Below are 23940 nucleotides of genomic sequence, written 5' to 3'. Positions count from 1 at the left end.
TCTTATGCGCTGCCAAGCGCCTCTTTCACCAGCGCTGCGCTGGTCGCGTTCATGGGTAGTGCCAGAGCAAGTGCATGTGCTTGGGGGGACATCTTGCCCCAGGTTTTTTGCACAATACGCACCATATGGTCGTGCTCGACCTTGCGGGAGAAATCCGCGAAGTAATTTTCCAAGAACACCAGGCAGGCGCAATCTTCCAGCGCTTGCACATCGGCATCGCGGCCAAGACCTTTCTTGCGGATAAGCGTTGCGGTTCGTTCGGCGTCTGCAGCGCTATAGCCAGCGTCACGCATCAGTTGGGCAGTGGTATCGCCCGCGCGCTCACCCTGATCGCGACGCCAGGTTAAATAGCCTATGCGTCCTTCAGGGTAATCGCTGCGCGGCACAAGCCAGCGCTGGAGATGCTGGGCGCGTACCGCCAAACGCAGCAGTTCGGCAGGGGCAGATTGCAACTGCGCTAACCAATGGCTCATACGCTGGGCGTAGGCAAGCTCCTGGGGCAGGGGTGTACCATCGGTAAGGGTGGTTTGGCGCGGATCTTGGGCGTGAAGCGCATCAATGGCCGTTAGAGTTTGTTCAAACGCAGAGGGCATAAGAGCTCGCATGATTAGGGAAGATTAACGACATGCTAGCAGGTTAGCGCCAGGCCATAAAAAAAGCGCCCGCTGCACAAAGGCAGCAAGCGCTAAAGTAACATTCATAAAGAAGTCTATGCGCGGTTGTTGTTATAAACCTCTTCGTTTAGCTCGCCTTCGCTTTTCCCCACCAGGGTCGTGACCATCAAATCACCCGCCACGTTTACGCTGGTGCGGGCCATATCCAGAATACGGTCGATACCGGCAACCACCGCAATCGCTTCCAGAGGAAGGCCAATTTGTGCCATTACAATCGACAGCATTATAAGACCCGCGCCGGGAACGCCCGCGGTGCCAATTGAGGCCAGCGTGCCGGTGGCCACAATCATGCCGTAATCCATCATGGTTAGATCGGTGCCGGTCATTTGGGCAATAAACAGCACGACTACGCCTTGGTAAAGCGCTGTGCCATCCATGTTAATCGTCGCGCCCACGGGTAGCACAAAGCCAGAAACGCCCTCTGAAACCCCTAGGTTTTTTTGCGCGCAGCGAATCGACACCGGTAGCGTGCCAGCAGACGAGGCAGAGGAGAACGCCACCACAATGGCATCCAAGCTGCCTTTCAGGTAGCGCACAGGGTTCAAGCGGCCAAGTAGTGAAATAAACCCAGAGTAAATTACCAACACATGCAGAATGCAGGCGAGATATACCACGCCAATCAGCTTGGCCAGCGGCAGCAGGATTTCTAAGCCGTACTGGCCCGAAACGTGAGCGATTAAGCCAAATACACCAAAGGGCGCAAAGGCCATCACAATGCCGGTGAGCTTGTACATAGCTTCAGCAAAGCTATCGAAAACCTTCATAACCGGCTCGCCTTTTTCGCCAATCAGCGTTAGCGAAATACCTAAGCCAATGGCAAATACAATAATCTGCATAATGTTGCCATTAGCCAGGGCATCGAGAGGGTTGCGCGGCACCAAGTTAACCAGAATAGAAATCAGAGAGGGGGCTTCGTTTGCAGTCACTTCTGTATCGAAGCTTAAATCGACGCCTACCCCTGGCTGTAACAAGGTGGACAGCAGTAGACCGATGCTGATCGCAAAGGCCGTCGTCACCAAATACAAGGTAATAGTACGCGCACCAATGCGACCCATTTTTTGCGGGTCACGCATTGAGGTAATACCGACTACTAGCGTCGAAAACACTAGCGGTACAATCAGCATCATTATGGCATTAATGAAAATATCGCCGAGCGGCTTAAAGACACTGGCGGTTTCACCTAGTAACGCACCGGCTAAGATCCCCAGTGCCAACCCCGCCAAAATTTTTTTCCACAGCGCGATTCTACTCCACCAAGAAAACTTTCCCTTTTTTGCTGTTTCCTGCACTACGCTTCTCTTGTTTAACATCCATTATTAGTGATTCGCGCTGCAAATCGGCGGGCACTCTATCACTTTGGGCTAGTGAGCCAAGGTTTTTATGCCGATTGGTAATAGCGTATGCAGGGGAGCGGGAGTTTTGTGCAGTAAACGTTCGGAAGGAATCTTTCTTGGAGATGTGAACCCCTAATTCTCGTTTTCCAACCTGCTTTTCATAACTTGCTGTATTAGGTAATAACTCGCTGGCGCTCCCCCATAGCTCCCCGCCGTGCTTTTGCCTACAATAGGCCTCTTTCATCACGGGCGATGTACGCCGTGTTCCACTGATTTCAGGCCAAGGGATAACTCATGCTCGATCCGAAACTGCTGCGCGGTGATCTTGATGCGGCTGCGCAACAACTGGCCCGGCGGGGCTTCGAACTTGATAAAGCGGCACTGCAAGCGCTGGAATCGCGCCGTCGTGAGTTGCAAACCCAGACCGAGCAGCTGCAAAACGAGCGCAATATGCGTTCAAAAGCGATTGGTAAGGCGAAGGCTAGCGGTGAAGATATTCAGCCGTTGCTGGATGAAGTGAGCGATTTAGGCGAGCGCCTGGATAAAGCCAAGAAAGAACTGGCTGAGGTGCAGGAAGAGTGGGATGACGCTATCAGTGGTATTCCCAATCTTCCTCATGAAAGCGTGCCTGAAGGCAAAAGCGAAGACGATAATGTTGAGCTTCACCGCTGGGGTACGCCGCGTGAGTTTGATTTTGAGGTGCTGGATCACGTGGATCTTGGTAAGAAATCGGGCTATCTCGATTTTGAACTGGCAGCTAAGCTGACCGGCGCTCGCTTTGCGGTAATGCGTGGGCCGATTGCGCGTCTGCATCGGGCGCTAGCGCAATTTATGTTGGATACGCAAACTCAGCAGCACGGTTATGAAGAGTGCTATGTGCCGTACATGGTGAATCGCGATTCGCTGATGGGCACCGGCCAGCTGCCAAAATTTGGCGAAGATCTGTTTAAGCTTAATGACGAACGGGAATACCATTTAATTCCGACGTCGGAAGTGCCACTAACGAACTTTGTGCGCGATGAAATTGTCGATCAGGCGGCATTGCCAATGAAATTGACGGCTCATACGCCTTGTTTCCGCAGCGAAGCAGGATCTCATGGGCGCGATACCCGCGGTATGATTCGTCAGCATCAGTTCGATAAAGTTGAAATGGTGCAGATTGTTGAGCCAGAAAAGAGTTATGAAGCACTGGAAGAGATGCGTGGCCATGCTGAAGCAATTCTGCAGGCGTTGGAGTTGCCTTACCGCGTAGTCACGTTATGTACCGGTGATATGGGCTTTGGTGCGGCGAAGACCTACGACTTGGAAGTTTGGTTACCTAGCCAAGAAACGTATCGGGAGATTTCTTCAGTCTCTAACTGTGAGGATTTCCAGGCGCGGCGCATGCAAGCTCGCTTCCGCCACCCAGACGCTAAAAAGCCGCAGTTGTTACATACATTGAATGGTTCAGGTTTGGCAGTGGGGCGTTGCCTGCTGGCGGTGCTTGAAAACCACCAGCAGGCGGATGGCTCTATTGCTATTCCTGAGCCTCTCCAGCATTACTTGGGCGGTCTTGAGCGTCTTGCCCTCTAATTGCCCACACGACGTTGACCTCGGCATCGATACGAATGGTGCCGGGGCGATAGTCGCTAGCGGAACCACTGCCCATGGAATCGCTCTCAGCGCGCATGGCCATCATGCGGGGCTGGAAGACGGGAGCTTGGGCTTCTTCAATGCGCTGTACTTGACCAAGGCTTACGCCTAGGGTGCTGGCCATTAGGTCCGCTTTATGGCGGGCTTTCTCTAGTGCTTTGGTCAGCGCTTCATCGGTAGCGGCGTTGCGGTCTTGAAGATCAAACTGAACGCCGTCTAGCGTGTTCACGCCAGCACTTATCATGGCGTCAAGCACCTCGCCCAACTGATCTATATCGGTAAGCTCAATACTGAAAGGGCGCTCTAAGCGGGTGCGCATTAACGTTTCACGCTCACCATCATCGTTGCGCGGGCCGGCGACGTGCTCAGGATAAACATTGAGTGACCCTGCATTGATGGCGCGCTGCTCAATGCCAATGTCTTCCATGGCCTTAATTAGCTCACTGGCACGATTTTCCAGTCGTTCGCGTGCGTCGCTCAGTTCGCCGCTGTCGGTATCTTCCAGCGTGGAAACCGCGGGAGTATTTTCCCACAGCCGTGCGGACAGAGTGGCTTTATCGGGCTCTACTTCCACCCATGATTGGGCTTGGACCTGTAAGCTAGGCGGGGTAGTGGGAGCAGCATGAGCCGTAGACGTTGCCAGAAGGGCGAGCAGTGCGCTGCCAAGCACGCCGTAGCGCAAGCGTTTTAGCTGTGGTGTTACTAGGTTCATAAGTCACTTCCTTACTGATCGAGCCAATGTTTAATGTTAACTAACTTATACTGTGACGCTGCTTGGAAGGGCAAAGCGCAATAAAGTTCACTGGCTAAGAGTCGATGCAAAGCAATTGCTTAATGTTGTCATGGTTTGTGCAATATTGTGCGAGCGGCCATGATATCTGGATAACACGCTAAGGAAAGGGCAATGTCGAAATTATCGGATGAGGATTATCGTAGCATCCCCTTAAATGCGACCCTGGCGCTTGCTGCACTAGTCGTTATTGTGGCGGGTATGAAGGCCGGGGCGGATCTTTTGGTTCCTCTGCTACTGTCAGTATTTATTGCTGTTGTATGTACGTCGCCTGTGCAGTGGCTGCATCGTTGTGGCCTCAGTAGGGGAGCTTCTGCTTTTTTAACGCTGATGGTGCTATTGGGCTTTATTTCCTTAATTGGTTTGCTGGTGGTCAACAGCTTTAGCACCTTTGTTCAGGTGCTGCCAGATATCGAGTCGCGCTTGTATGAGCACTATTGGGCTTTGCTCAACGCGCTCTCCAGCCGTGGGCTAGCCATTAATCCTGATCAGCTTAGCAATATGCTTGCTATGGAGGACGATGGGTCGTGGGTGGCAACGTTGTTAGGCGAGCTCGGCAATCTCTTTATGCAAGGCAGTATTATTGGGCTGTTAGTTATTTTCATGCTGTTTGAGACGCTTAATTTCCGAGATAAAGTGTCCCGCGCTCTTGAGAACCCAGCGCCAAGCCTAAAGCGGTTTAGCGAGTTTAGTTTAACGCTGAAACGCTATCTAGCAGTGAAGACCGTTATTAGTTTGGCCACCGGGGTACTCGTATGGCTCTCTTGCTTGATAGTGGGAGTGGAGTTTCCGTTGCTGTGGGGGGTATTGGCTTTTGCGCTTAACTTTATCCCTAATATCGGCTCGGCTTTGGCGGCGATTCCTCCCGTACTGCTATTGTTAGTATCTCAAGATGGCGGAGTATTACAGGCGCTGTTACTCGCATCCGCCTATTTGGTGATTAATTTTGTTTTGGGTAACTTGATTGAGCCGCGAGTGATGGGGCAAGCGCTGGGGCTATCTACCTTCGTGGCGTTTCTTTCGTTGGTTGTGTGGGGGTGGATCTTTGGCGCTACGGGGATGTTGTTGTCGGTCGTATTGACGATGACATTAAAAATCGCCTTGGATAGCCATCCTCAGACTCGCTGGATTGCTCATTTGCTGGGGCCGGGAGGGCAGCGTCGAACGCGTCTTGGTGATGCACGTCGTCCGCCTTGGAAGCGTCGAGAATAAAGGGAGCGTTTAGGATGGGAAGTGCAGAGAGTTACCGCTGGCAGTGCCAGCGGTAGCGTTCGCGCGCGTTAGGCGTTTTGATCGATAAATTGGGTCAGCTGGGATTTAGACTGTGCACCTACCAGCGATGCCACTTTCGTGCCCGACTTAAATAACATCACTGTCGGAACGCCGCGCACACCTTGTTCTGCAGCAATTTCAGGCGCATCGTCAACGTTCACGCTAACCACTTTCAGGTTATCACCACGTTCGGCGGCAACTTCATCAACCACAGGTGCCATTACTTTACAGGGACCGCACCAGGGGGCCCAAAACTTCAGTAGGACTGGCTGTTCGGCGTTGAGGACTTCTTGCTCAAAATTGGCGTTGGTGACATCAACATTGTTAGCCATCTGTTTCTCCCGTTTGCGTTGCTCTTGCTGTTTCGTTGCCTCAAATGGAGCAACGGTCATTACGCGTTTTACTAGCGCACTTCACCGCGCCAAGTTGGCAGATGTTAGCGGGCGAAGAAGGTGCTGGCAAATTTCCTATGACGTTTAGACAACCATTATGAAAAATTTTGAGGTGTTCGTAACGGCTATTTTTTATACTATAAGTGAATTATAAGAGAATTTTTTATTCAAAATTGTATGTATGAGGCGTGTCGCCCCCCGCGTACTGCACCTTTTGGTGCTTCGCGGGTGGTGCAAGTTAGCAGCGGCGCGAGGATGCGCTTCAACGTGCTTCCTGCATAGATAATAAGGTGAGGATATGAAGCTACAGCAACTTCGCTATATCTGGGAAGTCAATCGACACAACCTGAATGTGTCAGCCACCGCGCAGAGTTTGTTTACCTCGCAGCCGGGTATTTCCAAGCAGATACGCTTGCTTGAAGATGAGCTAGGTGTGGAGATTTTTGCACGTAGCGGAAAGCACCTTACCCGCGTAACGCCTGCAGGGTTGTCTATCATTGAGCTGGCAGGTCAGGTGTTGAAGCTGACCGAAAACATCAAACAAGTCGCCCAAGAGCACAGTGACGAGCGCCGGGGGAGTTTGTCGATTGCTACTACTCATACTCAGGCGCGCTATGCACTACCTCCTATCATCAGCGAGTTTACCCTCAAGTATCCTGATGTTGCCCTACATATGCAGCAGGGCACACCCAAGCAAATCGCTCAGATGGTTAGCGAAGGTCAGGCCGATTTTGCAATTGCCACTGAATCGCTAGAGCTATTCACCGACTTGGTGTTGTTACCTTGCTACCGCTGGAATCGCTGCGCTTTAGTACCTAAAGACCACCCACTGGCATCGATAGACAAGCCGCTGACGCTTCAAGCGTTGGCCGAACATCCTCTCGTTACTTATGTGTTTGGGTTTACCGGCCGCTCGCAGTTAGATGATGCGTTTAAAGCACAGGGACTTACGCCCAATGTGGTGTTAACGGCCGCTGATGCTGATGTGATTAAAACCTATGTGCGACTGGGCATGGGGGTTGGTATTGTCGCCCAAATGGCGGTTGATCCGGTGCTAGATGAAGACTTGGTCGCATTGGACGCCAGCCATCTCTTCGCGAGTTCTACGACTAAGATTGGGATTCGTCGTGGCACTTTTATGCGTGGCTACATGTACGATTTCCTCGTACGCTTTGCACCTCATCTTACCCGGGACCTGGTAGACGAAGCCTTGTTGGCTGGCCCACGTTTTGAGCATGAGTTGTTTGAGGGAGTAGAGCTTCCTGAGCATTAGGAGCGTAGTGGGTGAATAGCGCTTGACGTGGGTGTCTGGGCGCTATTCACCGTTCTCTGCCTAATCAGTGCTGTAAGTGCAGGCCACACTCACGTTTGTCTTCTACCTTGGTGGGGTCGAAGTAGTCGAAGTTGTTGGGCAGGTCGTGTGCCTCAAGATAGTAGTACATATCTTTTGCTGTCCACTGCAGCAGCGGGGCAATTTTTAATAAGCCATCGCTGTTACGGCTGGCAGGCTGCATTTTAGCCCGCTCTGGGGTGTCCTCTGCCCGCAGGGCTGTGAACCATACATCCGGCTGCATTTCCCGCAGGGCACGCTCAAACGGCTCAATCTTTACTTCTTGAGTGAAGGCTGTGTGACGTGGGTCGTCAATGCTGGGCATTGCCCCCTCTAGCGCTTCGCGGTGAGCACGGGTTCGCTGCGGAATAAAGCTGACCATGTTTAGGTTCAGCCGCTGGATTAAGGCATCGGCGAATTGGTAAGTGGCCTCAGTGTTATAGCCACTATCCATCCATACGATGGGTATGTCTGGGCGTGCCTGAGTGACCATATGCAGAATCACCGCCTCAAACGGCCGGAAATTGGTTGTGCAAATAGGCCGCTCGCCTTGGCTAAGCGCCCACTTGATAAGCTCTTGGGGATTATTGGCAAAATCACGGTTAATGCTGTCAAGCGCTGAAGACATGCTGCCTCCTGTCATAAGGTCGAGTATGACACTAGGCTATCAAAGAGAAGGGGCTTAGCCCCAATACCGTTTGGTTTGGCTTTTATATTCCTTTTTGATGTAAGAATTTTGTTATTTATTCCAAAGCGCCGATTAGATGACGGATTTTATCCAGTGTTTCTGTGTACTCCTCGTCTGCTCTAGAGTCGGCGACTAATCCTCCGCCGCCCCAAACATGTAGCTTGCCTGCATCTGCCACCATGGTGCGTATCGCAATTGATGTGTCCATGCTGCCCCGTTTATCAATGTACCCCAGGCTTCCGCAATAGACACTGCGTTGGCAAGGCTCCAACTCGTCGATAATTTGCATGGCGCGTATTTTAGGCGCGCCAGTAATAGAGCCGCCAGGAAACGCTGCTGTCAGCAGAGATAGCGGTGAGCGATGTTTGGCGAGCTGACCTTGAACCACGCTTACCAGGTGATGCACGTTGGGGTAGCTCTCTAACTGACATAGCTGCGGTACACGAATAGACCCAGGAGCGCATACGCGTCCCAAGTCATTGCGCAGCAAGTCAACAATCATGACATTTTCCGCGCGGTCTTTCGTGCTGCTTAATAGCTGTTCCGCTAGGGTGATATCCTCCTCCGGCGACTTACCACGTGGTCGCGTGCCTTTGATTGGGCGCGTTTCCACTCGCCCGTCTTTACACTGGATAAAGCGTTCGGGGGAAAGCGAGAGTACCGCCTGGTTTTTCCATGCCATAAAGCCTGAGAAGGGCGTTGGCGTTGCCTTGCGAAGGCGTAGGTAAGCCTGCCATTCATCGCCTTCATAGCTCGCTGTAAACCGCTGAGCAAGGTTAATTTGATAGCAGTCGCCGGCGCGAATGTAGTGCTGAACAGTGTTAAAACGTTCGGTGTAATCCGCTTGGCTTAGCTCGCCATGAAAGGGGCTGGTTAAGTGAAAGTCTTTAGCAACACTGGCAGGTGGCTGAGCTAGCCATTTCATGACCTGCTGTTGGCGAGTTGCTGTTGCAATGAGCCATGTTGCCTGCTTTTCGTGATCAAAGGTAATGCACCAGTCGTAAAGCCCCAAACGTGCCAATGGCAGATTAGTAACATTGGGGTGGCGGCTGGAAATCGCGAGGTTATTACGTCCTAGGTCATAACTCCAATAACCCATCAGGCCGCCTAAAAAAGGCAGCTCGCTGGGGAAATCTGTGCTGGGTAGCTGTTCAAGCATCCATTGCTGCTGGGCGGTCATATCTCCAGCGAGTGCCGAGGGAAGGTCCAGCTGCGTTGAAGTGAAGTTAGTTTGTCCATCAGGCATGACTTCTAGTGTAGCTAACGGATCACTGCTGATAATGTCGTAGCGCCCGTTTGCTGATGGGCGGCCGCTATCAAGTAATACCGCACCATGACGCTTTCGCAGGTGAGCAAAGATCTCCAGGGGAGTAGGAGAGTAGGGCAGGGCTTTAATGGTCAACGCCGATGTCATGGAGCAAACGCCAGGCCGATGGAAGGCATCGCATTCTAGAGGTCGTTAATAGATGACACCAGTGTTAACCACTGACGCCTTTCTCACGGTAGGTTAAACACGGTTAACGGAAAGAGCATGATTGTTGACATTAGCCCAAGAATAAATGGCTGGGTTACACGAAAGGTGAATAAAATCGACCATTTTGACTAGTTGACGGCACAAATGTGGCGGGCTAAAGTTCTCCTACCTCATAATTGTCGACAATTAGCCATGACCTCACTTGCTACTCTTTCTCGTTCTAAAGCTGATTCGCCCAGTGATCAGACCTCACCAGAAGTCCGAACGCTGGCTGAGCGGGTCTTTCACCAGCTTCAAGACGCTATCGTACGTGGAGAGCTGGCGCCGGGCAGCAAAATTACCGAGCCGGGGCTTTCTAAAACGTACGGTATCTCTCGCGGTCCGTTGCGCGAAGCCATGCGGCGTTTAGAAGCGCACCGTCTAATTGAGCGTGTTCCTCACGTTGGCGCTCGCGTTGTCAAACTCTCTATGAAAGAGCTGCTTGAGTTGTTTGATGTGCGCGAAGCGCTTGAGAGCATGGCAGCCCGCTTGGCTGCTGAGCATATGTCTGCCGAGGAGATTAAAGGGCTGCGTGAGGTGTTGGCCCTTCACGAAGGCCAGGCAGATCTCAAGCGTGGCGAAGCTTACTATCAGCGCGAAGGCGATCTCGACTTCCACTATCGCATTGTTCAAGGCAGCCATAACAAAATGCTGATGAACCTGCTTTGCGATGATCTCTACTACTTAGTGCGTCTTTACCGTACCCAGTTCAGCGCCAGCGGTAAGCGGCCCCAGCTCGCCTTTGTCGAGCACCATCGTATTGTAGATGCCATTGAAGCCGGAGATGCCGAGCTAGCGGAGTTGCTGATGCGCCGCCACGTTAGCGCTTCCCGAGCCAACGTCGCCGACCGTTACGCTGCTGTTCTTGAACAACAATCAACGTCATCAGCGGATTAGTTCGTTACGCCTATCCGCCAAGCCTTTTAAAGGAGCAATGCCAATGTCCACTTCATCTACTCTCACGCCAGGTGCTCGCTTTCGTGCTGCGCTAGACGCGAACCGCCCTCTACCGATTCTAGGCACGATTAACGCGTATACCGCGATGATGGCCGAGCGAGTAGGCCACCAAGCGATTTATCTGTCGGGCGGCGGCGTGGCTAACGCGTCTTTTGGCTTGCCGGACTTGGGTATGACCAGCATGAACGACGTGGTGGAAGATGCACATCGTATCTGCGGCGCGACCGATCTTCCGCTGCTGGTAGATATCGATACGGGCTGGGGCGGTGCTTTTAATATTTCGCGTACCGTTAAAGAGATGCAGCGCGCAGGCGTTGCTGCGGTTCACCTGGAAGACCAAGTGGCTCAAAAGCGCTGCGGCCACCGCCCGAATAAAGCCATTGTGTCCCAGCAGGAAATGGTTGACCGCATCAAAGCCGCGGCAGATGCCAAGCTTGATCCCGATTTCTATCTGATTGCGCGTACCGATGCGTTCCAGAAAGAGGGCTTAGACGCCGCTATCGAGCGTGCTAATGCCTGTGTGGAGGCGGGTGCGGATGCAATCTTCGCCGAAGCCGTGCACACCCTGGATGATTATCGTGCGTTCTGTTCGCGCGTGAATGCGCCAATACTGGCCAACATCACTGAGTTTGGCGCAACGCCGCTGTTCTCTCAGCAGGAGCTGGGCCAGGTGGGGTGTCGTATGGTGCTCTATCCGCTATCGGCCTTCCGCGCTATGAATGCTGCCGCATTGAAGGTGTACCAGAGCATTTTAGATAACGGTCATCAAAAAGAGGTGGTCGATACCATGCAGACTCGCGATGAGCTGTACGACTTTTTAAATTATCACGATTTCGAGCAAAAGCTCGACGCGCTATTTGCTGAGCAGAAAGACGCTTAATAGCCGTTAACATTATCAATACTAAAACATATAAAAAGAGCTAACAGGAGACACGACATGGCTGACAAACCGCAAAACAGCGCAGGACTCCGTGGTCAAAGCGCCGGTACTACAGCGCTGTGTACGGTGGGTAAAACGGGTTCCGGATTAACCTACCGTGGTTTTGATATCAAAGAGCTGGCCGAGAAGGCGAAGTTTGAAGAAGTCGCGTATTTATTACTGAAAGGCAAGCTGCCCAATCAAGCCGAGCTTGATAGCTACATTACCAAGCTGAAGGGGCTGCGTGGCTTACCCGATGCTTTGAAAACCGTACTGGAGCAAATTCCCAAAGATGCGCACCCGATGGATGTTATGCGCACCGGTACCTCCATGCTGGGTAACCTGGAGACAGAAGAGAGCTTTGACCAGCAGCAGGATGTTTCTGATCGACTGCTAGCGGTACTGCCCTCAATTATTTGCTACTGGTACCGTTTTAGCCACGACGGCGTTCGTATTGATACTGAAACCGACGATGCCTCGGTAGGTGGTCACTTCTTGCATATGCTGCGCGGCGAGCCCGCTTCTGAGCTGCATGCGCGGGTTATGAACGTATCGCTGATTCTATACGCCGAGCATGAGTTCAATGCGTCAACGTTCACGGCGCGGGTTTGCGCCTCGACGCTTTCCGATATGCACTCCTGTGTTACCGGCGCAATTGGCTCGTTGCGTGGCCCGCTACATGGCGGTGCTAACGAAGCGGCCATGGCGATGATCGAGAACTGGGCTTCGCCGGAAGAAGCTGAGCGTGAAATGCTTGGTATGCTTGAGCACAAAGAGAAAATCATGGGCTTTGGTCATGCCATTTATCGCGAGTCTGACCCGCGTAATGAAATTATCAAAGAGTGGTCGAAGAAACTTTCTGAAGACGTTGGCGACAGCGTGCTTTATCCCGTTTCTGTGCGCTGCGAAGAAGTCATGTGGCGCGAGAAGAAGCTTTTCTGCAATGCGGACTTCTTCCATGCCAGTGCTTACCACTTCATGGATATTCCGACCAAACTGTTCACGCCAATCTTCGTCATGTCCCGTTTAACGGGATGGGCAGCGCATGTGTTTGAGCAGCGCGCCAATAACCGCATTATTCGCCCCAGCGCCGACTACACTGGTCCTGAGAAGAGCGAGTGGGTGCCCATCGAAGCGCGTGACTAACCCTTAACGGGCCGTGATTAAGTGAGAGGCATTATGAACACGAATTATCGTAAGCCGCTGCCAGGCGTGACGGCAGAGGGTGCTCCGGTAGATTACTTCGACGCGCATCAAGCCGTTGAAGATATCAAGCCCGGCGCCTACGCGACGCTGCCCTACACGTCCAGAGTGTTGGCTGAGCAGTTGGTACGCCGCTGCGATCCAGCGCTGTTAACCGATGCACTGAAACAGCTCATCGAGCGCAAGCAAGATTTGGATTTTCCTTGGTACCCGGCACGCGTTGTATGCCATGACATCCTGGGGCAGACCGCGCTAGTCGATCTTGCTGGCCTAAGGGATGCCATCGCTGAGAAGGGCGGTGATCCGGCTAAAGTGAATCCTGTGGTACCTACACAGCTGATTGTTGATCACTCATTGGCCGTTGAGCACGCTGGGTTTGAGAAAGACGCGTTCGAAAAAAACCGCCAGGTGGAAGATCGCCGTAACGATGACCGCTTCCATTTCATTAACTGGACCAAAGTGGCATTTGAGAACGTTGATGTTATTCCTCCGGGTAACGGCATTATGCACCAGATCAATCTGGAAAAAATGTCGCCGGTGGTGCAGTGCCGCCCTGATGAGCAAGGCGTGCGTATTGCTTATCCAGATACCTGTGTGGGCACCGATAGCCACACGCCGATGGTTGATGCGCTGGGTGTTATTTCCGTTGGTGTGGGTGGTCTTGAAGCCGAAAGTGTGATGCTGGGCCGTGCTTCGATGATGCGTCTGCCGGATATCGTAGGTGTAGAACTCTCTGGCAAACTGCAGCCAGGCATTACCAGCACCGATATGGTGTTGGCGATTACCGAGTTTCTACGTAAAGAGCGCGTCGTCGGTGCCTACCTGGAGTTTTACGGAGAAGGTGCCGACGCGTTAACCGTAGGCGACCGGGCGACCATTTCCAACATGACGCCAGAGTACGGCGCCACGGCGGCGATGTTCTACATCGACAACCAAACCATTGATTACCTCAAGCTCACGGGGCGTGAGGATGAGCAGGTTGCTCTGGTTGAAGCCTATGCCAAGCACACAGGGCTATGGGCCGATAGTCTAAAAACTGCTGAGTATGAGCGGATACTGCGCTTTGATCTTTCAAGCGTTAATCGCACCTTGGCAGGGCCTTCCAACCCTCATGCTCATTTGCCCACCTCGGAGCTGGCCCAGCGCGGTATCGCGATCGACTTGGATAAAGCAAGGGCCGACGAGCAAGCAGGTAGAATGCCAGATGGTGCGGTGATTATCGCCGCGATTACCAGCTGCACGAATACCTCTAACCCGCGCAACATGGTGGCAGCTGGCTTAATTGCTCGTAATGCTAACCGCTTAGGGTTAACCCGCAAACCGTGGGTGAAATCGTCGCTGGCGCCGGGATCGAAAACCGTCAAGATGTATCTGGAAGAAGCCAAGCTGATGGATGAGCTGGAAACACTTGGCTTTGGTGTCGTGGCGTACGCCTGTACGACCTGTAACGGCATGTCCGGGGCGTTAGATCCGGTCATCCAGAAAGAAATTATCGACCGTGATCTATACGCCACAGCGGTACTTTCCGGTAACCGTAACTTTGACGGGCGCATTCACCCCTATGCGAAGCAGGCATTTCTGGCATCACCGCCCTTAGTGGTTGCCTATGCAATTGCTGGCACGATTCGCTTTGATATTGAGAAAGACGTACTGGGCACCGACCAAAACGGAAACCCCGTCACGCTAAAAGATATCTGGCCCGACGATAGCGAAATCGATGCGATTGTGAAGGCTTCCGTGAAGCCAGAGCAGTTCCGTCAAACCTATATCCCGATGTTCGACCTCGACAAGAGCGCGCGCGTTCAGGTCAGCCCGCTTTATGAGTGGCGGCCTCAGAGCACTTATATTCGTCGGCCTCCCTACTGGGAAGGCAATATGGCTGCCGAACGTGGTTTGAAAGGTATGCGTCCGTTGGCGATTTTGCCGGACAATATCACCACCGACCATTTGTCGCCTTCTAACGCGATTATGCTGGACAGCGCAGCAGGTGAGTATCTACACAAGATGGGCTTGCCTGAGGAGGACTTTAACTCCTACGCGACCCACCGTGGCGATCATTTAACTGCCCAGCGGGCGACGTTGGCGAACCCCAAGCTGTTCAATGAAATGGTCCACGACGAGCAGGGCAATGTGCTGCAGGGGTCGTTGGCACGGGTTGAGCCAGAGGGCACCGTGACGCGGATGTGGGAAGCCATTGAGACGTATATGGCGCGTAAACAGCCGCTGATTATTATTGCCGGTGCGGATTATGGCCAGGGCTCCTCACGTGACTGGGCGGCGAAAGGTGTTGCGCTAGCGGGTGTTGAAGCCATTGTGGCCGAGGGCTTTGAGCGTATTCACCGTACCAATTTAATTGGTATGGGCGTGATGCCGCTGCAGTTTGAAGAGGGCACCACACGTAAAACCTTGGCGCTGGACGGTACGGAAGTCTTCGACGTAGAGGGCACTCCTCAGCCGCGCACCAAGCTAACGCTGGTTATTCATCGTCAAAATGGTACCACTGAACGTGTGCCGGTGATCTGCCGTATTGATACCGCCGAAGAGGTCACGATTTACTCTGCCGGTGGGGTCTTGCAGCGTTTTGCCCAAGACTTTCTTGAGTCCACCACGGCTTAGCCAAATTGGCGTGTAACGTAGCGCCAAGGCGATTAATGAAAGAGCCCGTCGCTAAGCGCCGGGCTCTTTTTTCGGCATGCGATTAGTGAACATGGTCATTGATAATCGACATTGAGAATGTTCAGGCATCGTCATTGAAAATGGTTAGGGAGCGTTATTTATGTCTCATGTTGGACAAATTAGTATTCCTGCGACGTATATGCGCGGTGGCACCAGTAAGGGGGTGTTTTTCACCTTGGACAACTTGCCCGAGGCGGCAAGAGTGCCGGGCGAGGCGCGAGATAAACTGCTGATGAGGGTGATTGGTAGCCCAGACCCCTATGAAAAGCAGATCGATGGGATGGGAGGAGCAACCTCAAGCACCAGTAAAACGGTGATTCTTTCCAAGAGTGAGTCGTCAGATCACGATGTGGACTACCTGTTTGGCCAGGTTTCAATTGATAAGCCGTTTGTGGATTGGAGCGGCAACTGCGGCAACTTATCGGCAGCAGTAGGTCCTTATGCGATTGCTAATGGGTTAGTTGACCCCGCCAAAATACCGCAAAATGGTGTCGCTGAAGTACGTATTTGGCAGGTCAATATCAGTAAAACCATTGTCTCTAAAGTGCCTATTGTTAATGGACAGGTGCAGGAGACCGGCGATTTTGAGCTAGATGGTGTGACCTTTCCTGCCGCTGAGATTCCTGTGGCCTTTATGGATCCTGCGGATGGTGAGGGGGCAATTTTCCCAACCGGGAACTTGGTAGATGACTTGGAAGTGCCCGGGGTTGGTGTTTTAAAAGCGACGCTGATTAATGCGGGTATTCCCACCGTGTTTGTTAACGCCCAGGACATAGGCTATACCGGTTGCGAACTGCAGGAAGCAATTAACAGCGATGCCAAAGCACTCGCCATGTTCGAGACCATTCGTGCCCATGCTGCGGTGCGGATGGGGTTGATTAAGCATGTTGATGAAGCGGCCAGCCGGCAGCACACGCCGAAGGTGGCTTTCGTTGCCCCGCCAGCCAGCTATACGGCGTCCAGTGGCAAAGCAGTGAGTGCGGAAAACATCGATCTTGTGGTAAGGGCGCTTTCCATGGGTAAGCTGCACCACGCAATGATGGGTACCGCAGCGGTTGCCATCGGCGCGGCAGCAGCCATTCAAGGCACGTTAGTAAATTTAGCCGCAGGTGGTGAGGAGCGTGAAGCGGTGACCTTTGGGCATCCTTCTGGCTCGTTGCGTGTAGGTGCAAAAGCAAGCCTGACTGATGGGCGCTGGCAGATTGATCAAGCTGTCATGAGCCGCAGCGCGCGGGTGTTAATGGAAGGCTCTGTACGCATACCCGGTGATAGCTTTTAAAGAGTATTCGCGCGTGAATGCTAGGTGACGCCTTGCCGCCGTTTTGGGAATGCCCTAAACGGCGGCTTCAGCCTAGAGAGATGTAAGTTTTATACTTATCTTTGCTTTAGCAGTTTACTCTTCAATCGCTACTTGCTCGCGCATACGATCAACAGTGGCGGGGCCAATGCCGCTAACGCGGGTGAGATCATCTACATTAGCAAATGCGCCATTATTTTCGCGCTCTTCTATAATAGCGGCCGCACGGCTGGGTCCGATACCAGGTAACTCAGCAAGCAGCTCAGCATCCGCTGTATTCACATTAATAGGCGCGATGTCTTGTGCCAATGCAAGGCCCGAAACCCCTAAGCTTAGGCTCAATAGCAGTGCAGCCAATAGTCCTTTTAGCGTTATTTTCATTGTTAATATCCTCATAGATTTCCCTAAAGCCGCCTTTCCCATCGGTTGTTGTACTTGGAGTGATAGGCTTTGGCGGTTTGCGTATGCAAAAAGGTTGACTGTTCCTTCAATACCTTTTGCCTTAATTAAACTAATACGTTTATAGGAGGTAGGCTGTAAGATATTAACGATGGTGTTTGTAAGATTTTTGCTCTCTGATAATGGTTAATCACTTACACAGCGGGGTCGGGATGGCTGTTATAATGCTGTCAAATGAAAAATGGAGTTAAGCACAGTGTCTACTGATACCCCGTTGATTATCGCGTTGGATTATTCCTCTCTTGATGCGGCTTTATGCATGGCAGATCAGCTTGACCCTAAGCGCTGTCGGGTAAAGGTGGGTAAAGAGTTGTTTACGCGCAGTGGCCCTGCGGTACTGGAAGCCTTGCATGGGCGTGGTTTTGAAATTTTTCTAGACTTAAAATTTCATGACATTCCCAATACGGTGGCAGGCGCGGTGCAGGCGGCAGCTGAGCAAGGCGTATGGATGGTTAACGTGCATGCTTCTGGCGGGCGCAAGATGATGGAAGCGGCCGCTAAGCGCTTAGATGATCATGGGCTAAGTACACATCTAATTGCCGTTACGGTGCTAACCAGCATGCAAGCTGAGGATCTGCATGAGGTAGGCATAGCTGCTACGCCGGAAGAGCATGTATTGCGTTTAGCCGCATTAACTCAGCAGAGTGGATTAGGCGGTGTTGTCTGTTCAGCCCAAGAGGCGGCGCAAATCAAGGCGCTGTGTGGCGATGACTTTTTGAAGGTAACTCCTGGAATACGCCCTAGCTTTGCTGCGGCTAATGACCAACAGCGTATTATGACACCCAGTGATGCAATGCGTGTTGGCAGTACGCACTTAGTGATTGGGCGACCGGTAACACAGGCGGCAGAGCCAATGATGGCGCTAGCAGCCATAGAAGCTGAGCTGGCTGACTGACGGTAATCATCGCTTACTCGCCATCAACCCCGGTAATGGGCTTAATGGTGCCCCAGCGGCGGCAGCTAGGACATTGCCACGCCAAGCTGTCGCTGGCAAAGCCGCAGCGACGGCAGCGATGGCGGGCTTTGCCCTCTAAAAGGGCATTGGTGTGGTGCTTAAGTAACAGCAAGCGCGTGTCAGGCGGGGTTTTACCGCTTAAGCGTTGGCTTTCATGATAAAGGTCGATTAGGTAATCGAGTCCCCCCAGGCTGGGTGCCTCCCTTAGCCACTCGCCCGTTTGCTCAATAGCACTATCTACGCCATCTCTTTGATGAACGAGCTCTCCGAGGGCGATAATAATGCTGGTGTACGGTGCTTGTCCCAGCAGTCGATAAAGATGCGTTTCAAACCCTTGAATGTCGTTATTACGCTCATAGGCATGCTGGAGGGTGGGCAGCATGGTGGGGATGTGGGCAATATCCTGCTGGGGAATATGGTTTAGGCGCTCAATGGCACGTGTGTAATGCCCATTATCCATCTCCAGCTCAGCAAGTAGTAACGTCGCGCGGACGCATCGCTCATCCAATTGAAGCGCTTTTTTTAAGTGCTTACGGGCGATCGCGCGACTTGCTTGCTGTATCTCCTGCTGGGCGAGTTCACATAGCCAGTGAGCAGCAGGTCGTTGCATGCCGGGCTGTTGCTTGAACAGTGATTGAGCCACGTCGAGTGCTTCTTGCCAGTCTTTTTCGCGCTCAAGCAAATCAATCAGTAGCCGCTTGGCTTCCTGACGGTAGGTGTCATTGTCTGATTTATCCAGCAGCGCTCTCAGCATTCGCTGAGCTCGGTCGTGAACGCCTAACGCCATAAAGTCACGTGCTAGCTCAAGCTGCACATGTTCGTTAGTGCTGGTGGAAAGGGCAGGGCGAGCAAGTAGGTTTTGATGAATGCTAACGGCTTTGTCTGCTTCACCGCGTGCGCGAAACAGCTTACCTAGCGCTATGTGGGTTTCCACAGTATCGCTGTTAACATCCAGTGCATTGACAAACGTATTGATAGCTTCGTCGGGCTGCTCATTGAGCAGGTAATTCAGCCCGACAAAGTACTCTCTCGATAAACCAGATGGGCGAGAGTCGTGAGTGCGCTGGCGGCGGCGGGAAGCGTGACGAACACCCAGGCCAAAGCCGATGGCAATGGCTGCCAGTAGAACGCCTAGCAGCACGACATCATACATTTAAGCCAGTTCCTTAAGCTCCTGAGTGCGTAAGCGGTCTAGCTCTTTGCGCTGTTGCTTATTGTGTCGTTCACTTCGTGCTAGCTGCGCTTTAAGGCGCACGTAAACACCTAGCATGGCAAGCATGCCTAAGATAACGCCGAAAGTTAACGTAGCAAGCAGCCAGACAGAGAGTGACACAGGCGGCAGTTCTGCCCAAATTAGGTTTAAGGCAATGGTTTGTTGGTTGTTGACGGCAAATAAAATGCCCACCAGTAGAACAACCAGCAATATGACGGCCAGAATCAGCCCTTTGATCCAACGCATGAGAGTTTCCTAGTCAGTGACGTTCATAATGGCTCTATTGTGTATGAGTCGTGGCGCGGCGTCATCCCACATAAAGTCGGATAACAAGATCAAAAGAGCCTTGCTATTGGCAACGCCGAGGTTGTGTAGCCTCGGTTAGCTCATTAATAGCCAAGTGCGCGGCTTGCATCTACCTGTTCGCGCAACTCTTTGCCCGGTTTGAAGTGCGGCACATACTTGCCGTCCAAGTCGACCGGGTCTCCTGTTTTAGGGTTGCGCCCGACACGAGGCTCTCGGTAGTGTAGCGAAAAGCTGCCGAACCCCCGGATCTCAACCCGTCCCCCGCTAGCAAGAGCATCGGTCATATCGTCTAAAATAATACGCACCGCCGTTTCTACTTCTTTGGCGGATAGCTCCGGTTGACGCATCGCAATTTGTTCGATTAGTTCAGATTTGGTCATCGGTTGGCTCCCTGCGAACTTTAATGGCCGTGACGCGCTTGCGACCTCGATAACAACAGAGTCAGCATACTGCGCATAACAGGATAAAACAATTCAGATAAAACAAGGTACTAGAATGAATATCAGCATAGGCGAAGTGAGGCGCTGGCGCGACCCTGTGGCTTAGGTATACTGGCGACTCATTTTGTAACTGGAGAGGCTGACGTTGAACGACGATACTTCCCCTGCAGCCATATTGCGTAAACGGCTTTATTGGCACTCTCGCCGTGGCATGTGGGAGCTTGACCTGCTGCTGATACCGTTTCTTGAACACCGCTTTGATGAACTGAGTGAAGATGAGCAGTTGGCCTATCAGCGCTTAATTGAGGAAGAGGATCAAGATCTCTTTGGATGGTTGATGCGTCGTGAATGGCCCGAGGAGCCATCATTAAAGCGCATCGTGCAGATGATCGTAGAACATGCAGAAAATACCGATAACTCTGCTTATCGCACGCTCTAAAATCCAGTGCGCTTTTCACGCATTCTTGGCATTCGGGTTGTGTGCGGTGACAGCATGGCTTATTAGTCCATGGGTAGCGTTGCTTGCGGCAGTAATCGCGATACTGTTGCTGAGCCGTGAGTATCGCTATCAACCCATGGGAGAGTTAAGAGTTTCAAAAAGCGGCCATCACTTAAGTGCGCAGTGGTTATCGGAAGAGGGTGAGCTTGAAAACGAACAGCCTGTTAACGCTGATTACGTGGGCCCTTGGTTAATCGGGCTCCGTGTCGGGCCGCAGCGGCTTTGGTTGTGGCCAGATAGTTTGCCTGCACACAGTCAACGTTCGCTGCGGCGCTTATGCCATCGTCCCGGGCGCTAGCTGATCAAGTGACATCTCCGAAGCCGCTGTATTCTCCTGGTGCTTAGGCCAGTCGATAGAGTAATGCAGTCCCCGTGATTCATGTCTCTGAAGTGCCGCCAATACCGTCAACTTTGCAAGCCACAGTGCTTGCTGTAAACGCACGCTTTCAGGGTGGCTGCGCTTGCCTGCGGTGTCTTCAAAAGCGTTGTTAGAGCCACTCTTAGAGCTGTCAGCAACACCGTCAAGGCTGTCGTTTAGAATGTCGTTAAGCTGCGTCTCAAGTTCGTTCAGCTTATGGTGAGCGATAGTTAGCCCCTGATTGCTGCGAACAATCGAAACGTGCTGACTCATTGTTGCCCGCAGTTCGCTACGTATAGCCGCCAGGGCTTCCAAGGAAGTGGATGACCACTGCTGGCCTAGCAGCGGCATTGTATCGGGGGTATCGCTAAGAGTCTCTTTAGGTGCAACTGGCCGTGTTTGTGCGCGTTTTTCCTGCGTGAGTAAGTGCTTTGCGCAGCTTCTGGCGTATACCAGGCACTCCAATAGTGAGTTGCTAGCCATGCGATTTGCGCCATGTAGGCCTGTGTAGGCAAGCTCACCAACCGCATAGAGATTGGTGACGTGAGTTGCGCCACGCTGGTCTGTGGCAACACCGCCACAGCTGTAATGAGCGGCAGGCACTACTGGGATGGGTTGGCGGGTTATATCAATTCCCCGAGAGGCGCAGTGTGCCAAAATAGTAGGGAAGTGGTGGCGAATAGCGGCTGCTCCAAGGTGGCTGATATCTAGCCATACATGCCCTTGGCTGCTTTGTTGGATTTGCGAATCGATTGCTCGAGCAACGACGTCTCTGGGCGCCAGCTCAGCGCGAGAATCAATATCGGGCATAAACCGATGACCGGCCTCATTTAGCAGGTGCCCGCCTTCTCCTCGTACGGCTTCGCTAATTAAAAAAGCAGGTCCTTCTGGGTCAAACAGACAGGTAGGATGAAACTGCTGAAACTCAAGATTCATCAGTTTTGCGCCCAGTTCAGCGGCCATCACCATGCCTTCCCCGCTGCTGGGCGATGGGGTGGTGGTGTGTCGATAAAGGCCACTTGCACCGCCTGTTGCTAGTACGATGTGCTTGGCAAGCAGTGTTTGTCGATGCTGCTGTTGATCTACGCCTTCCGCGCCAATACAGCGACCTGTGGCATCGCTGATTAAGTGCAGGATGGTTAAGTCGCTGCGCTGAATAATATTGGGGTGAGAAGTGACTTTTTCGTACAGCGTATCGACTACCGCGCGTCCAGTTGCATCGTCAGCATGAATAATGCGACGTGCGTTGTGACCGCCTTCCCGTGTTAAATGATAAGGGTAGCGGGCGCTCGGGTCTGGATCCGGTGTAAAGGGGACGCCGTTGTCGATTAGCCACTGAATGGCATCTGGGCCGTGTGTCACGGTAAATCGAACAGCCTCTTCATCACATAGGCCATCACCAGCAATGAGCGTATCTCGCACATGGGCGTCCAGATCGTCGTCTGGCGAGAGTACGGCGGCTATTCCACCCTGCGCCCAGCGGCTGGCTCCTTGGTCATCCAGAGCGGGCCTAACCAGGGTTACCGAAAGGTGGTCAGCAACTTCAAGGGCTAAAGTTAGGCCGGCGACGCCGCCGCCGATGACAAGTACGTCGGATGTTGGCGAGCTCATGGGGCCGGATCCTCTTTTACATTCAAACGCAGTAGGTGCTAAATGCTTCGCGTGCTGTAGACAGCAGAGGAAGGCATCATAGCGTGACTGTTGTCACTTGGCGATGAGGGTCTGTGAAAAATTGCTTTCAGCGCATATAGATAGCGGCTAAACGCTCTAGTGCGATATTTAAGAGGGGGCAAGCTATTTGACGATCGGATACAACAGGATGGGTAAAAAAGAGGGGTAATCAAAAAATTGAAGAGCCTTGTAAGAAGCACAAAAAAGCTTCTCTAGTGCTCTTAAAACAAGATGGGAAACGTTTGCTGCTGAAAGAAGGGGAGGTGCTAATTAAATATGGTGCCCGGAGCCGGACTTGAACCGGCACGGAGTTGCCTCCGAGAGATTTTAAGTCTCTTGCGTCTACCAATTTCGCCATCCGGGCAGTGCATCGCAGGAATATTGCTATTCATCGCCACACTTAAATGGAGGCTGGAGTCGGAATCGAACCGGCGTACACGGAGTTGCAGTCCGCTGCATAACCACTCTGCCATCCAGCCTAACAAGTCGTTGGAGCGAGAAAGTAGATTCGACCGGACTGGCGTTCCAGCTCACGACCTTCTCTTGCTTTACTACGCTATCCAAGTTGGAGCGGGAAAGGAGATTCGAACTCCCGACCCTCGCCTTGGCAAGGCGATGCTCTACCACTGAGCTATTCCCGCTCGACTCGAGGGCGAATTATACGCATCGCTACGCGCTTGTCAATTAATGAATTTGTCTGAAGGTTCAGTCGTCTAGAGAGTCGATCACATGGAACGACTCAAGTGAGGCCAGGCCGCTTTAAGGTACTGCGCCATGGACCACAGCGTAAGAATGGCTGCAGCGTAAAGAACAACCACACCCATTAGCGCAAACTCATGTCCTGGAGGGAAGGCCAGAAGTATGAGCAAGGCAACCATCTGCAGTGTTGTTTTAAGCTTACCGATCCAGGACACCGCAACCATACCTCGCTTGCCCATTTCGGCCATCCACTCACGAAGTGCCGAAATGACGATTTCGCGGCCGATAATGACCAATGCGGGCAGTGTTAATACCAGTGTGTCAAAGCGCTCAATGAGTAGCGCCAGTGCAACAGCGACCATCAATTTATCAGCTACAGGATCGAGAAACGCGCCAAACGGCGTTGATTGATTCCAGCGGCGGGCTAAGTAGCCATCTAGCCAATCGGTGATGGATGCTAGTGCAAATAAGCCTGCAGCGACTGGCATACTCCAACTGAAAGGTAGGTAAAAAAGCACTACTAACAGTGGAATAAAAACGATTCTTGCCAGAGTAAGTATGTTGGGTATATTCATCGCGGGGCGCGATCCTTGCCGGAGAGTCATGGAAGACGGAGTGTAGTGGGGGATATTCTATCCCCCTTGGTGCTTGGCATCCATGTTA

The 23940-nt window shown here is 52.5% G+C and carries 23 protein-coding genes and 3 tRNA genes; 11 read left to right on the top strand and 15 right to left on the bottom strand.

Annotated elements, in window-relative coordinates; all coding sequences use genetic code 11:
* Positions 1-2 precede the first annotated feature (2 nt).
* Together CEK60_RS08260 and CEK60_RS08255 are read right to left on the bottom strand one after the other, a co-directional pair.
* Positions 3-593, bottom strand: coding sequence for a DUF4202 domain-containing protein (locus CEK60_RS08260; RefSeq protein WP_089038612.1), 591 nt, complete (start codon positions 591-593; stop codon positions 3-5).
* Between the two features lie 116 nt (positions 594-709).
* The gene (locus CEK60_RS08255; RefSeq protein WP_089038611.1) at positions 710-1963 is read right to left on the bottom strand and encodes a dicarboxylate/amino acid:cation symporter; all 1254 of its coding nucleotides are present in this window, start codon (positions 1961-1963) and stop codon (positions 710-712) included.
* Between the two features lie 339 nt (positions 1964-2302).
* Between CEK60_RS08255 and serS the strand changes: the two genes are divergently transcribed.
* Positions 2303-3580: a serine--tRNA ligase gene (serS, locus tag CEK60_RS08250; RefSeq protein ID WP_089038610.1), complete on the top strand. Its 1278-nt coding sequence runs from the start codon at positions 2303-2305 to the stop codon at positions 3578-3580.
* On the opposite strand, the gene CEK60_RS08245 is transcribed toward serS, so the two are convergent.
* Positions 3525-4352, bottom strand: coding sequence for an SIMPL domain-containing protein (locus CEK60_RS08245; RefSeq protein WP_089038609.1), 828 nt, complete (start codon positions 4350-4352; stop codon positions 3525-3527). The genes serS and CEK60_RS08245 overlap by 56 nt on opposite strands.
* A 192-nt stretch (positions 4353-4544) precedes the next feature.
* Here CEK60_RS08245 and CEK60_RS08240 point away from each other — a divergent pair, with 192 nt between their 5' ends.
* Positions 4545-5642 (top strand): AI-2E family transporter, encoded by a 1098-nt coding sequence (locus CEK60_RS08240; RefSeq protein WP_089038608.1) that lies wholly within the window; start codon positions 4545-4547, stop codon positions 5640-5642.
* A gap of 68 nt (positions 5643-5710) precedes the next feature.
* Here the strand turns inward: CEK60_RS08240 and trxA are convergent, their stop codons facing one another.
* A complete protein-coding gene (gene trxA, locus CEK60_RS08235) occupies positions 5711-6094 on the bottom strand; it encodes a thioredoxin (protein WP_009722702.1) in 384 nt (127 codons plus the stop codon).
* Between the two features lie 298 nt (positions 6095-6392).
* Between trxA and cysB the strand changes: the two genes are divergently transcribed.
* Complete coding sequence (gene cysB / locus CEK60_RS08230; RefSeq protein ID WP_089038607.1) at positions 6393-7367, top strand: HTH-type transcriptional regulator CysB; 975 nt, start codon at positions 6393-6395, stop codon at positions 7365-7367.
* Between the two features lie 64 nt (positions 7368-7431).
* Here cysB and CEK60_RS08225 read toward each other — a convergent pair whose 3' ends face one another.
* Together CEK60_RS08225 and pabB are read right to left on the bottom strand one after the other, a co-directional pair.
* A complete protein-coding gene (locus tag CEK60_RS08225) occupies positions 7432-8052 on the bottom strand; it encodes a phosphoadenosine phosphosulfate reductase domain-containing protein (RefSeq protein WP_089038606.1) in 621 nt (206 codons plus the stop codon).
* A gap of 115 nt (positions 8053-8167) precedes the next feature.
* Positions 8168-9526 carry an aminodeoxychorismate synthase component I gene (gene pabB / locus CEK60_RS08220; RefSeq protein ID WP_089038605.1) on the bottom strand — a complete coding sequence of 453 codons (1359 nt, stop codon included), beginning with the start codon at positions 9524-9526 and terminating at the stop codon, positions 8168-8170.
* A gap of 252 nt (positions 9527-9778) precedes the next feature.
* Between pabB and CEK60_RS08215 the strand changes: the two genes are divergently transcribed.
* The 5 genes from CEK60_RS08215 to prpF all read left to right on the top strand — a co-directional run bounded on the left by CEK60_RS08215 (position 9779) and on the right by prpF (position 16659).
* Entirely contained in the window at positions 9779-10522 is a 744-nt protein-coding gene (locus CEK60_RS08215; protein WP_089038604.1) for a GntR family transcriptional regulator, read from the top strand.
* A gap of 43 nt (positions 10523-10565) precedes the next feature.
* A complete protein-coding gene (gene prpB, locus CEK60_RS08210; RefSeq protein ID WP_089038603.1) occupies positions 10566-11462 on the top strand; it encodes a methylisocitrate lyase in 897 nt (298 codons plus the stop codon).
* A 57-nt stretch (positions 11463-11519) separates the two neighbouring features.
* Positions 11520-12647 (top strand): bifunctional 2-methylcitrate synthase/citrate synthase, encoded by a 1128-nt coding sequence (gene prpC, locus CEK60_RS08205; RefSeq protein ID WP_089038602.1) that lies wholly within the window; start codon positions 11520-11522, stop codon positions 12645-12647.
* A gap of 33 nt (positions 12648-12680) precedes the next feature.
* Positions 12681-15320 carry a Fe/S-dependent 2-methylisocitrate dehydratase AcnD gene (acnD, locus tag CEK60_RS08200; RefSeq protein ID WP_089038601.1) on the top strand — a complete coding sequence of 880 codons (2640 nt, stop codon included), beginning with the start codon at positions 12681-12683 and terminating at the stop codon, positions 15318-15320.
* A 160-nt stretch (positions 15321-15480) separates the two neighbouring features.
* On the top strand, positions 15481-16659 hold the full coding sequence (prpF, locus tag CEK60_RS08195; protein WP_089038600.1) for a 2-methylaconitate cis-trans isomerase PrpF: 1179 nt from the start codon (positions 15481-15483) through the stop codon (positions 16657-16659).
* Between the two features lie 114 nt (positions 16660-16773).
* Here the strand turns inward: prpF and CEK60_RS08190 are convergent, their stop codons facing one another.
* Entirely contained in the window at positions 16774-17058 is a 285-nt protein-coding gene (locus CEK60_RS08190) for a ComEA family DNA-binding protein (RefSeq protein WP_089038599.1), read from the bottom strand.
* Between the two features lie 274 nt (positions 17059-17332).
* Here CEK60_RS08190 and pyrF point away from each other — a divergent pair, with 274 nt between their 5' ends.
* Positions 17333-18031: an orotidine-5'-phosphate decarboxylase gene (gene pyrF / locus CEK60_RS08185; RefSeq protein ID WP_089038598.1), complete on the top strand. Its 699-nt coding sequence runs from the start codon at positions 17333-17335 to the stop codon at positions 18029-18031.
* 13 nt (positions 18032-18044) lie between these two features.
* Here pyrF and lapB read toward each other — a convergent pair whose 3' ends face one another.
* The 3 genes from lapB to CEK60_RS08170 all read right to left on the bottom strand — a co-directional run bounded on the left by lapB (position 18045) and on the right by CEK60_RS08170 (position 19990).
* Complete coding sequence (lapB, locus tag CEK60_RS08180) at positions 18045-19244, bottom strand: lipopolysaccharide assembly protein LapB (protein WP_089038597.1); 1200 nt, start codon at positions 19242-19244, stop codon at positions 18045-18047.
* Positions 19245-19550: a lipopolysaccharide assembly protein LapA domain-containing protein gene (locus tag CEK60_RS08175; RefSeq protein ID WP_038482879.1), complete on the bottom strand. Its 306-nt coding sequence runs from the start codon at positions 19548-19550 to the stop codon at positions 19245-19247.
* 143 nt (positions 19551-19693) lie between these two features.
* Complete coding sequence (locus CEK60_RS08170) at positions 19694-19990, bottom strand: integration host factor subunit beta (RefSeq protein ID WP_009722715.1); 297 nt, start codon at positions 19988-19990, stop codon at positions 19694-19696.
* A 205-nt stretch (positions 19991-20195) separates the two neighbouring features.
* Here CEK60_RS08170 and CEK60_RS08165 point away from each other — a divergent pair, with 205 nt between their 5' ends.
* The gene (locus tag CEK60_RS08165; protein WP_009722716.1) at positions 20196-20489 is read left to right on the top strand and encodes an FAD assembly factor SdhE; all 294 of its coding nucleotides are present in this window, start codon (positions 20196-20198) and stop codon (positions 20487-20489) included.
* 46 nt (positions 20490-20535) lie between these two features.
* Entirely contained in the window at positions 20536-20847 is a 312-nt protein-coding gene (locus tag CEK60_RS08160) for a hypothetical protein (RefSeq protein ID WP_232471489.1), read from the top strand.
* Here CEK60_RS08160 and nadB read toward each other — a convergent pair.
* From nadB to pgsA, 5 genes are all read right to left on the bottom strand, one after another.
* Positions 20824-22518 (bottom strand): L-aspartate oxidase, encoded by a 1695-nt coding sequence (gene nadB, locus CEK60_RS08155; RefSeq protein ID WP_089038596.1) that lies wholly within the window; start codon positions 22516-22518, stop codon positions 20824-20826. The genes CEK60_RS08160 and nadB overlap by 24 nt on opposite strands.
* Positions 22519-22855: 337 nt before the next feature.
* Positions 22856-22942 (bottom strand) — tRNA-Leu (locus tag CEK60_RS08150).
* 41 nt (positions 22943-22983) lie between these two features.
* Positions 22984-23057 (bottom strand) — tRNA-Cys (locus CEK60_RS08145).
* A gap of 87 nt (positions 23058-23144) precedes the next feature.
* Positions 23145-23219: transfer RNA gene (locus CEK60_RS08140), tRNA-Gly, on the bottom strand.
* Between the two features lie 84 nt (positions 23220-23303).
* Positions 23304-23852 carry a CDP-diacylglycerol--glycerol-3-phosphate 3-phosphatidyltransferase gene (gene pgsA / locus CEK60_RS08135; protein ID WP_038482886.1) on the bottom strand — a complete coding sequence of 183 codons (549 nt, stop codon included), beginning with the start codon at positions 23850-23852 and terminating at the stop codon, positions 23304-23306.
* Positions 23853-23940: the final 88 nt, after the last annotated feature.

Origin of the sequence: Halomonas sp. N3-2A (genome assembly GCF_002216165.1) — a bacterium.
In the GTDB taxonomy this organism is placed as follows: domain Bacteria; phylum Pseudomonadota; class Gammaproteobacteria; order Pseudomonadales; family Halomonadaceae; genus Vreelandella.
The sequence above is the reverse complement of the archived record's forward strand: the minus strand, read 5'-3'. Positions and strand labels throughout refer to the sequence as shown.

Coding starts and splice junctions, on each gene's coding strand:
- CEK60_RS08260 (WP_089038612.1), bottom strand. CDS start 593: ATGCCCTCTGCGTTTGAACAAACTCTAACGGCCATTGATGCGCTTCAC.
- serS (WP_089038610.1), top strand. CDS start 2,303: ATGCTCGATCCGAAACTGCTGCGCGGTGATCTTGATGCGGCTGCGCAA.
- CEK60_RS08245 (WP_089038609.1), bottom strand. CDS start 4,352: ATGAACCTAGTAACACCACAGCTAAAACGCTTGCGCTACGGCGTGCTT.
- CEK60_RS08240 (WP_089038608.1), top strand. CDS start 4,545: ATGTCGAAATTATCGGATGAGGATTATCGTAGCATCCCCTTAAATGCG.
- trxA (WP_009722702.1), bottom strand. CDS start 6,094: ATGACCGTTGCTCCATTTGAGGCAACGAAACAGCAAGAGCAACGCAAA.
- cysB (WP_089038607.1), top strand. CDS start 6,393: ATGAAGCTACAGCAACTTCGCTATATCTGGGAAGTCAATCGACACAAC.
- CEK60_RS08225 (WP_089038606.1), bottom strand. CDS start 8,052: ATGTCTTCAGCGCTTGACAGCATTAACCGTGATTTTGCCAATAATCCC.
- pabB (WP_089038605.1), bottom strand. CDS start 9,526: ATGACATCGGCGTTGACCATTAAAGCCCTGCCCTACTCTCCTACTCCC.
- CEK60_RS08215 (WP_089038604.1), top strand. CDS start 9,779: ATGACCTCACTTGCTACTCTTTCTCGTTCTAAAGCTGATTCGCCCAGT.
- prpB (WP_089038603.1), top strand. CDS start 10,566: ATGTCCACTTCATCTACTCTCACGCCAGGTGCTCGCTTTCGTGCTGCG.
- prpC (WP_089038602.1), top strand. CDS start 11,520: ATGGCTGACAAACCGCAAAACAGCGCAGGACTCCGTGGTCAAAGCGCC.
- acnD (WP_089038601.1), top strand. CDS start 12,681: ATGAACACGAATTATCGTAAGCCGCTGCCAGGCGTGACGGCAGAGGGT.
- prpF (WP_089038600.1), top strand. CDS start 15,481: ATGTCTCATGTTGGACAAATTAGTATTCCTGCGACGTATATGCGCGGT.
- CEK60_RS08190 (WP_089038599.1), bottom strand. CDS start 17,058: ATGAAAATAACGCTAAAAGGACTATTGGCTGCACTGCTATTGAGCCTA.
- lapB (WP_089038597.1), bottom strand. CDS start 19,244: ATGTATGATGTCGTGCTGCTAGGCGTTCTACTGGCAGCCATTGCCATC.
- CEK60_RS08175 (WP_038482879.1), bottom strand. CDS start 19,550: ATGCGTTGGATCAAAGGGCTGATTCTGGCCGTCATATTGCTGGTTGTT.
- CEK60_RS08170 (WP_009722715.1), bottom strand. CDS start 19,990: ATGACCAAATCTGAACTAATCGAACAAATTGCGATGCGTCAACCGGAG.
- nadB (WP_089038596.1), bottom strand. CDS start 22,518: ATGAGCTCGCCAACATCCGACGTACTTGTCATCGGCGGCGGCGTCGCC.
- pgsA (WP_038482886.1), bottom strand. CDS start 23,852: ATGAATATACCCAACATACTTACTCTGGCAAGAATCGTTTTTATTCCA.